Source organism: Actinosynnema sp. NPDC037264, assembly GCF_055603705.1.
This window is the reverse complement of record NZ_JBVJVK010000093.1, coordinates 1-9,565: the sequence shown is the minus strand read 5'-3', so window position 1 is coordinate 9,565 and position 9,565 is coordinate 1. Positions and strand designations below refer to the sequence as shown.

General features: G+C 71.1%; 7 protein-coding genes. 5 read left to right on the top strand and 2 right to left on the bottom strand.

Annotation, left to right across the window (positions count from 1 at the left end):
- Positions 1-99: 99 nt before the first annotated feature.
- Positions 100-1,275 carry a M16 family metallopeptidase gene (locus ACZ7GX_RS43175; RefSeq protein WP_498786277.1) on the bottom strand — a complete coding sequence of 392 codons (1,176 nt, stop codon included), beginning with the start codon at positions 1,273-1,275 and terminating at the stop codon, positions 100-102.
- Positions 1,272-2,522: an MFS transporter gene (locus tag ACZ7GX_RS43170; RefSeq protein ID WP_498786275.1), complete on the bottom strand. Its 1,251-nt coding sequence runs from the start codon at positions 2,520-2,522 to the stop codon at positions 1,272-1,274. Before ACZ7GX_RS43170 ends, ACZ7GX_RS43175 begins: the two co-directional genes overlap by 4 nt.
- Positions 2,523-3,014: 492 nt before the next feature.
- On the opposite strand from ACZ7GX_RS43170, the gene ACZ7GX_RS43165 reads away from it, so the two are divergent.
- The 5 genes from ACZ7GX_RS43165 (at position 3,015) to ACZ7GX_RS43145 (ending at position 9,371) form a co-directional block, all read left to right on the top strand.
- Positions 3,015-4,037 (top strand): hypothetical protein, encoded by a 1,023-nt coding sequence (locus ACZ7GX_RS43165; protein WP_498786271.1) that lies wholly within the window; start codon positions 3,015-3,017, stop codon positions 4,035-4,037.
- Between the two features lie 151 nt (positions 4,038-4,188).
- The gene (locus ACZ7GX_RS43160; RefSeq protein ID WP_498786269.1) at positions 4,189-5,811 is read left to right on the top strand and encodes a YcaO-like family protein; all 1,623 of its coding nucleotides are present in this window, start codon (positions 4,189-4,191) and stop codon (positions 5,809-5,811) included.
- A gap of 253 nt (positions 5,812-6,064) precedes the next feature.
- Positions 6,065-7,123: a hypothetical protein gene (locus tag ACZ7GX_RS43155; RefSeq protein ID WP_498786267.1), complete on the top strand. Its 1,059-nt coding sequence runs from the start codon at positions 6,065-6,067 to the stop codon at positions 7,121-7,123.
- On the top strand, positions 7,120-8,394 hold the full coding sequence (locus ACZ7GX_RS43150; protein ID WP_498786265.1) for a JmjC domain-containing protein: 1,275 nt from the start codon (positions 7,120-7,122) through the stop codon (positions 8,392-8,394). The genes ACZ7GX_RS43155 and ACZ7GX_RS43150 overlap by 4 nt, the downstream gene beginning before the upstream one ends.
- Entirely contained in the window at positions 8,391-9,371 is a 981-nt protein-coding gene (locus ACZ7GX_RS43145; protein WP_498786260.1) for a TylF/MycF/NovP-related O-methyltransferase, read from the top strand. The genes ACZ7GX_RS43150 and ACZ7GX_RS43145 overlap by 4 nt, the downstream gene beginning before the upstream one ends.
- The last annotated feature ends 194 nt before the right edge of the window (positions 9,372-9,565 follow it).

Here is a 9,565-nt window from a genome sequence, read left to right as displayed (position 1 = left end):
ACGACACCGGACACAAGCAAACCGCCCCCCCCCCCCCCCCCCCCCCCCTCCCCCCCCCCCCCCCCCCCCCCCCCCACCACCGTGTCGGCGGCTGCCCTCTCACGCCACCTCCAGGCGGGTCGGCGGGTGGTCGAGCGCCTCCCGCCACGACCGCTCCACCGAGATCGGCGACGTCGCGGCGGTCAGCCGGGTCGGGTCGAGCGCCAGGGTGGGGTCCCCTCCGCGCAGCACTTGGAGCCCGATGCGGCGAGCACGCACGAACGGGTCGTCGGTCAGGGCCAGTTCGTCGAGCAGCAGGTCCTCGGTGGCCGCGGTCACGACGGCCGCGTCGCGCACGAGGCGCGGCACGGCGAGCGATGCGGTGTCGAGCAGGTCGTGCAGGACGGGCGGCGCCACCGGCGCCGGACTCAGGAAGCCGACGCACAGCGCGGTCGGCGACGGCGCGTCCCACGAGGTGCCCACAAGTCCCAGCGAGACGACGGCCCGTCCGGGCAGACCGCGGTCAGCGGCCAGGTCGAGGAGCACGGGCCGTGGACCGCCGACCAGCGCGCGTGCGGCCGACCACACCGCCCACGTGCGGTGCGGGTCGGCGCTGAGACCGCCGACCCGCCAGAGGAGCGCGGCGCCCCGGGCCTCGTCCACCCGCAGCGGCGGCCTCCGCGCCGACCGCTTGGACCGCGTCGACCGGGCGGGCCGGCGCGGGGTGCGTGCGGGGAGGTCGCGGAAGTGCTGCTCGGCGAGAGCCAGGGCGTGCCTGGAGTCGACCCTCCCGGACACGACCACCACCGTGCTGTCCGGGCGGACGTGGTCGTGGAGGAAGGAGCGCACCCGCGCGGGATCGGCTGTCGCGAGTGCGCCGGGGTCACCCAGCGGGTCGACGCCGAGCACCGCCCGCGCCCCCGGCAGCCAGGGGAACCCGAAGTCGGGGTGCCGGCGCAGCGCGGCCGTCTCCTCGGCGATCAGGGACGCGTGCGCGCGCACCGAAGCCTCGTCTACCACTGGAGCGCGCAGCCTGTCCGCATGCGCCTCTAACGCCTCCGGCAGGTCCTCCGGCAGCGCGAACGCCTGGACCACGACGTGGTCCTCCCGCGTGGCGCCCTGGACGGTGTCGCCGCGGCAGAGCAGGTGCTCGACCAGATGCACCAGCCCTTGCAGGTCGGGCGGATCGTCCCGGTAGCCCGTGGCGTGGACGGTGGTGACGCAGGCGATGGCCTCGTCGGCGTCCGGCGCGACGACGACGGTGATCCCGTTGGGCAGCGTCGCGGCGGTCGTCACGCGGAAGACCTGTTCGCCTCGTCCGCCGTCCGGACCTCGGCGAGCGTGGTCAGCCGCCGGATCGGCGAGAGGAGCAGCAACAGGATCGCCAGGGTCATCCCCGCGGCCGCCAGCACCAGGACCCCGCGGACCGGGAGCCGGGTCGCCAGCCACGCCGCGGCCGCCGCGCCCACGGGCAGCGCGCCCCTGGACACCACCCGGATGGACCCGCCGACCCGGCCGAGCAGGTCCTGCGGGGTCAACGTCTGTATGAACGACGCGACCGACACGTTGAACGCGACCCCGCCGACCGCCGGCACGAAGGCGCCGATGACGAAGAACGCCAGGCCCCAGCCGGGGGTGGTGAGCGGCACCAGGAGGATCGCCGGCATGGTGACAAGGGGGAACGCCCAGATCAGCCGCGCGTCTCCGAGCTTGCGGCTCAGCGGCCCGATGAGCAGGGCGCCGATCGTGCCGCCCACGCTCCCCGCGGCGAGCAGCAGTCCCGTCGACGCGGTGGACAGGCCCACCTCGCGCACCAGGAACACGATGATCAGCGCCTGGTAGCCGGCGAACGAGAGGTTGAACACCCCGGAGGAGCGCGCGATCGCCCGAATGATCGGCTGCCGCCACACGAACCTCAGGCCCTCTGCGATCTCCTTGCCCAGGTGGCGCTCGGGCTTGTGCGGGGGCTCGGCCTCCTGCTTGCGGACGCGGGTCAGCAGCACCCCGGACACCAGGTAGCTCACCGCGTCGACCAGCAGCGTGAGCGGTGCGGTCAGCACCTGTACGAGGACACCGCCGACGCCGGGGCCCGCGATGTAGGCCACCGACGCGTTCAGCTGGAGCCGACCGTTGGCCGCCACGAGCTGATCGCGTTCGACGATGTGGGGCAGGTAGGCCGGGTAGGCGACGTCGAACACCACCGTGAGCACGCTGGTGCCCAGGGCGACGAGGTACAGCTGCCACAGCGTCAACGTTCCTGTCGCAGCGGCAACCGGCACCGACAGCAGCAGCACGGCGCGCCCGAGGTCGGCGCCGACCAGCACGGGACGACGACGCCTGCGATCCACCCACGCGCCCGCCGGGAGGCCGATCACCAACCACGCCAGGTAGCCCGCTGCGGTCAGCAACCCGACTTCGAACACCGACGACTGCAGTGTCGCGATCGCCACCAGCGGCAGGGCGATGACGGTGAGCTGGTTACCCAACTGGCTGATCGCGTCACCCGCCCACAGCAACCGGAAGTCCCGGTTTTCCTTTACCACCCGGAGCCTGCGGGAAGACTCGTGATCCTTCTGCGGCATTCGCCACCCGTTCGTCGATGTCATTCGGGAAGAGGACATCGCGCTGCGCGCCCCCCGCCCCACAGTAGCGGTATCGGCGCGTTCGACCGCAAACTGCGGAGTTCCGAATGTGCGCCGTTCGGGTGACCGCGAACGAAGGGGTCGGGAGTCGCGCCGACCGGGGTCCGGATCTGGAAGTCGGCGTGTCCTGCCGGCGGGACAGGGTTGACCTGCGCATTCTGGTTTAATTCCAGGTCGAGGTGAATGGATTTCTGCGTTCACCCCTTGTTGACCGATGGTCGGGGTGGCGCAGAAATTCTTGAGGCATTGACAGTTAGATAGGCCGCGTATAACGTCGTTGACGTCCGACGGGTTCGGACCTTTCAATCGATTTCAGATGGCCATTCAACTGACGGGGGAACGTTGACTTCTGATCTTGACGTGGACTCGGCAGGAGATGGCGCGGAAATGCTCGTGGACACGCCCGTGCTGAAGTCCACCGCGAAAGCCGTGCTGCGCGACGGCGGCCTGCTGATCGTCGACGGGGCGTTTGAGTACCGCTGCCCCATCGCGCACCCGGCAGTGGAGGCCGTGGAGGCGCTCAACAACCGCGAATTCCGCCGCCTCGCGATGGTCGAGGCGCTGGCGACGCTGCGCGGCGGCGACCTCGGATCGGGTGTCGAGGCGGTGACCGCGCTCGTGAAGTCGGGACTCGTCGTGGAGCACCCGGCGGGGAACCGCCGGTTCCACAACGCCGAGTACATCGGCTACCGGCTGATCGACGCGTTCCGCCAGTGGGCTCCCCGGCTGTGGAACGACAACCCGCTCATACGCGCACTGCGTGCCGGCGGACGCCGCGACCTCGGGATGGGCCTGATGCTGGAAACGTTCTTCGTGGTGCGCGCCGCGCACTGGACCGCTCCCTCGGTGCTCGCCCACGACCTGACCGCGGATCAGCGCCGGGCGCTCCGTGAGTTCTTCGACGAGGAAGCCGACCACTCGGCCCTGATGGCCCGGGATTTCGCTCACCTCGACATCGACCCGGCTCAGCTCGGCACAGCCCAGTCGACCCCCGAAAGCATTCTTTTCAACAACTACTTCTTCGCCATGGGACACCACTCGCCCGCCCACTTCGCAGCGTCCCTCATCATCCCGGAAGTGCCCGAAGCGGTCGCCGACCCGGATTCCCGGAAAATCGACCCGGAGGGTAGGCCCCGAGATGTGCTGGACCTGCTGGAGTTCCGCAACGACATCCCGGCGGCCGCACTGGCCGGCTTCCGCGCGCACGGTGCGATCGACGAGGGCGCCGAACACGCGATGATGCCCGTGCGGGTGCTCGCCGAGGAGCACGTGATCAGCGTCGAGCGCACCCGCGTCCTGGCGTCGGTCGTGGCGCAGGGGGTCGTCGCCTACGACCAGTTCCTGCACGGGATCCACCGGCGCTACGACGCCTGGGACGGTCGCCTCGTGCTCGGCCCGGTGCTGGGTGAGTTCTGACCGGTCCCACCGCTTGGCCCCGTGGGTCGTCCGGCTTGACCACGCCGATGGCCCCCTGCTGCTCGGACCGCGACTCCGACTGCTGCGGCTGACAGGGCGGATCGATCCTGCCGGACTCCGGGACCGGGGCTGCGCCGATTTCGTCATCGACATGGATGCGCTGCCCGCAGCGCGGCCGAAGGGGGTGTGTGCGACCGTGGTGCTGCTCGACAACACCGGACGAGGCGCGGCCGCCGACCTCGTCGCGCCGTTGACCGCCCGCGGGTGGTCCGCCACCGTGGTCGATGCGCCGTCCGCAGTGGCCGACGCCGTGGACGCGGGAACGCCGGTGGTCGTGGTGGCGGACCGGGAGGACATGGCCGAGCCGGACTGGCTGTCCGCCTTGGTCGAGCGGCATCCGGTCCTGTGGTCCGGTGAGAGCGTCGACGGCACGCACGTCGGACCCGTGCTGGCCTCCCGCGACGACGTCCGCCGCTACTTCGAGGCGACGACGACGTGGTGGTCCGACCGCGCGCTGCGCGACCTCGGGTTCACCTCGCGCCCGTTGCCGCTGCTGACCGGCCCGGCCCGGGCGGACGCGGTGGCCGCCGCCACCGACTCCCTGCTGCAGGACCGGGTGCCCGACCGCGTGGTCCTGCTCGACGGGGGCCGCATCGCCCAGCTGTGGACAGCGGTTCGCCGCGGACCCCTCGCCGCGGAAGGGCTGCGCGCGGAGCAGTCCTGGGCCAAGGGGTTGATCAAAGACCTGCGGGTGTTCGCCGGGGGGTCACCGGAACGCCCCGTGAGGCTCTCCACGTGCCGCACGCCGGCGGGTGGCGTGGTCCCGGAACTGGAGTCGGCCAGCGGCAAGGGCGCCACCGATGAGGAGGCCGTGACCAGAGCGGTCGGCGAGGCGATCGAGCGGTTCGCCGCGTGGAACGCCAACCAACTGCCCAAGGCGTGCGCCGACGGCACGCGCAGGCTCCGGTTGGAGGACTTCCACCCCTACGGAACGGCCTACGACGAGTACCTGGCGGCCGGCCGGCCGCCGGTGGACAACGTGCGCGGGCTGTCCCTCGTGGACGGCGAGCCGGTCGACGTGCCGTTGGCGCTGGTGGCCTTCCCCTACATCCCCGGACCGGGCGACCGGCCTCGTCCCACCTGGGGCACGACCACCGGGCTCGCCGTCCACCCCGTGCGGGAGGAAGCGGTGGCCCGCGCCCTCCGCGAGGTGCTCGAACGGGCCTCCCTGTACCCGAACTTCCTGTGGCAGCGCCCGGCGATCCGGTTGCCCGACCCGGATCCGGCCACCCGGCTGCTCGTCTACCCGGACACATTGGTACCGGTGGTGCACGCCTTCGTCGTGGACCACGGTGCCGCACGGGCCGCACGCGGCTCGGGCAGCGGGCTCACCTGGACGCAGGCGATCGCCGCGGCGGTCGAGGAGGCCGAGCAGATCATGTCGCAGGTGCGGCGCGACCCGCCCGACCACATGGGCGCGGCGTTCCGCGACTGGGCCGACCCGGCCGTCGTGGAGCGCGTGTGGGCCTACGTCGACGCGCACCCCGAGGAGCGGCCGCCCGACGTCGAGCACCGCAGCGCGGCCGAGCAGGTGCGAGCCGTCGCCGTGCGATCGGCCGAGGTCGTGGTGGTCGACCTGCCGTGCGCGGTGCGGGGGTGGACCGCGGTGCGGGTCCTGGTGCCGGGTGCCACCGCGCACCGATTCGCCTCACCCAGCGCCGCCGGCGACCGGTTGACGGGCGCGCCGTGGCACGCCGGCCTGCCCGGCGGCTGACCACACGTCCCGCGGTTGCGCGGGCAACCAGCAGACGACCGATGAGGAGGTGAGATGCATGGCCGAGAACCAGGAGAAGGACGTCCAGCCCGAGGTGGTGGAGACGCCCGAGCCGTTCAAGGTGGAGGCGGTGAAGGTGGACACGGACACCGTCCTGCTGCAGCCCACCTCGTACTGACCGTCATCGCCGTGGTGGGTGTTCGGCACCCACCGCGGCGATGCACGTCCCGACCCTGACCTGATCGGAGCCACGATGCCGGGGGATGCCGTGTTGGACACGTTCGAGCTGGTAGAGAAGGAAATCCTGGCGCTGCACGAGCCGGGCGGCCCGGCGCACCTCGCCGGTGCGGCGGCCGAGGCGTTGCGCGTGCACCGCGACCGCCTGCAGCGGCTCGACCCGGCCCGGCTGCTGGTGTGGGCGCTGGACGCGCCCCTGCCGCCCCAACCGTGGGCGAACCCGTTCGGCGATCCGGCGCTTACCGTCGTGCACAACGAGCACTTCCGGATCGATCTGCTGTACTGGAACCACAACTCGACCCCCACCCACAAGCACGTCTCCTGCGGGGCGTTCGCCGCGCTGCACGGTCCGCGGCTCCACCAGGTGTTCGACTTCACCGAACGCCGGGAGATCGCCCCGTTCGTGTCCACCGGACGAATGACGTTGCGCGAGCGGCACCTGATGGCGCAGGGGGACGTCCACGAGATCCACCCCGACCTCGTCCACGACCTGTTCTGGCTCACCCGGCCCAGCGTCACGATCAGCGTCCGGTGCAACGATCACCCGGGGGAGGTCGAGCAGCCGTGGGAGTTCTGGGAACCCGGCCTGACCTTCCTGGGCATGCACCAGCAACCGAACGCGGACGTGCGCCGCAGGACCGCCGCGATGACGACGTTGCGGCGGGCGGGCGAGCGCGCCTTCGGCTCCGCGTTGACCGACCTGGTCCGCGATGGCGATCCCAGCCTCGTCTACCACGTCGTCATGGACACCCTGGCGTCCGGGCCACCGCGGCGGTGGCTGCCGACGATCCTCGAAGCCCTCGCGGCCCGCGCCGACGGCTTCGGGAGCGTGCTGGGCGACGCGATCCCGCACCTGCTGCGCAAGATCCGCCTCTACCCGGTCTACACCGGTGACGTGAACGCGCAACTCGTGGTCTCCCTGCTGTGGGGCGGGGCGTCGACGGAGGACATCGCCGCGTTCGTGGCGGACAACGTACCGGGGGCGGACGTCGACGCGGTGTTCGCCGATGCGGCCCGGCGGATCGCCGACACCGGCGCCGAGGCGCCCGAACTGGACGGGTGGGCGGGGCGATGACGACGTTGTTCGAGTTCGACGAGTGGTCCCGGTTCACGGAGACCCACTGGGAGCGGCGCCCGGCGGTGCTCCGCACACCCCTCACAGCGGCCATGTCCGCCCCCGACCACTTCGCTGCGCTGGTGTCGGCCGCGGACGCCTGGCGGGCGGGCAGGCTGGTCCGTCCCCGCGACGTCCGCATGCTCATGGGCGACGGTGAGGTGAAGAGCAACTCCATGGCTCCGCTGCTGCCGCGCGCACAGGACGGCGACATCACCTCTTACATCCGGCGGGTCGACGAGCACGCCCACGGCGACTGGCACATCGTCGTGAACAGCCTCCAGCAGTTCTCGTGGCCGTTGTTCAGCGCGGCTAAGGAGATCCTGGACGGCATCTACCGCGCCGCGGGTTCCGTGCCCGCCGGCTTGACGGACTGCCACCTGATCGCGGGGTCGTACGGCGAAGCGCCGACGCGGATCCACAAGGACACCGCGACGGTCATGACCTTCGTGCTGTCGGGCAGGAAGCGCTTCTACACCTGGCCCTACGAAACGCTGGTCCGGTACGCGCGCACCCCCGACCCCCTGCACCACCAGGTGAACCTGGACATCGACTTCCGCGACGTCGTCGACCAGGCCACCGTGCTGGAGGGCGAGGCGGGCGACGTCCTGTACTGGCCGTCGGACCACTGGCACTGCGGTGAGTCCGACGGCACGCCGCACCTGTCGGTGCACCTGGCGACCTACACCGACAACAACCTGGTGCGCACCTTGGACTCGCTCGTGTCCACCGCCCTGGCCGAGCGGAAGGCCGACCACTGGCTCGACGGCTTCCCCTACCCACCGCGGGTCGGGGCCGCTCCCGACACCGTCACGAACAAGGCGATGGCCGAGATGCTGGTGGAGATCGCCGACGAAATCCCCGCCCGGTTCCAGGCCAAGCGCCTGCGTCGCGCCAGCGCCGTCAACTTCGAGTTCGTCCCACCGCCGCGCGGCTCGGCCTTCTCCGGCGACCACGCCCGGGTGGACGCCCGGTTCCCGGTGCTGTTCGAACCCACCGCCGACCACGGGGACGCGCTGCTGATCGCGGTGAACGGGCACGTGTCGAAGATTCCCCGCCTGCCGTGGCTGGAGGACCTGCTGTCGGCGCTCAACGGTGCCGGGTCGTCCGGGCTGGACTACCGCGAGCACCTCGGCCGCACCCTGCCGGCCACCGAAGTCGCCGGTGCGGTGTCCGCAGCGACCCAGGTGCTGCGGTTCATCGACTCGGCGGGTGGGCTGGTCCGCCCGTGACCGAGGTGCTCTCGCTGTCCACCGGGGTGTTCGTCACCTGGACCGGTCACCACGCCCGGTTGGGGGCCGTGGCCCAGCCGCTGCACCTGTGGGACCTCTCACCGGAGCTGGCCCTGTGCGTGCTGCGGTTCACCCGGCCGACCGCGGCGGAGTCCGCCCTGGAAGCCGTCCCGGCGTCCGCGCGCCCAGCGGTCCGGGACTTCCTCGCGGAGCTGCGCCGGCACGGCCTCCTGGTGACGGGGGCGACGCCCGCCGCTGTGCCGAGGACGGCCGAGTTCGAGCTGACCAGGCACGTCGAGGTGTACCGGGACATCGACTCGGTGCACCCCGGCTTCAGCGCGCTCTACGCGGACGTGGCCGAGTACACGTTCACGTCCCCTCCCTTGGCCTACGCCCTCGTCAGCGCGGTGGAGCACGTGGTCCGCAACGGCGTCGACGGCGCGATCGTGGAGTGCGGGGTGTGGCGCGGCGGCAGCATGATGCTGGCCGCGAAGGTGTTGCCCGAACCCAGGGACCTGTGGCTGTATGACACTTTTGAAGCCCGCTGGGAACCGCGCGGGCCGAGCGACGGCTACGTGTTCGCCCCTGGGAGGCGGATCGACGACGGCACGGAGCGCGACCCGGTCGGCGCCGAGGCGAAGGCGATCACGGAGGAGGAAGTGCTGGAGAACCTCGTCGGCACGGGCTACCCGAGGGAACGCATCATCACGGTGAAAGGGCTGGTGCAGGACACCATCCCGAACCAGGTGCCCGAGCGCATCGCGGTGCTGCGACTGGACACCGATTTCTACGAGTCGACCCGGCACGAGCTCGTCCACCTGTACCCGAGGCTCGCGTCCGCCGGAGTTCTGATCATCGACGATTACGGCAAGCACGCCGGAGCCACCAAAGCCGTTGACGAGTACTTCGACCAGTTGCCCAACCCTCCCCTGCTGGTGCGGGTCGACGTGCAGGGAAGGGTCGCGGTGAAGCCGTAAGAGGGCATCTGACCTACTTCTGGCCGAGTATCTCCGCCTTGTCTGGTTCGTTTCGCCAGGTTGGGTGGATTCGCCGGTCAGGACGCGGCTCATCATGTCAGCTTGTCTTTTTAGGTCCCGGTCGGTGATGTCCACCCCGATTGATCATGGAAGCAGCCCTTGGTTGATCATCACTCTTGCGACAGAAGGATGAT

Bases quoted from the DNA above. Each gene is read 5' to 3' on its own strand.
- ACZ7GX_RS43160 (WP_498786269.1), top strand. From the start codon at position 4,189: ATGGATGCGCTGCCCGCAGCGCGGCCGAAGGGGGTGTGTGCGACCGTG.
- ACZ7GX_RS43155 (WP_498786267.1), top strand. From the start codon at position 6,065: ATGCCGGGGGATGCCGTGTTGGACACGTTCGAGCTGGTAGAGAAGGAA.
- ACZ7GX_RS43150 (WP_498786265.1), top strand. From the start codon at position 7,120: ATGACGACGTTGTTCGAGTTCGACGAGTGGTCCCGGTTCACGGAGACC.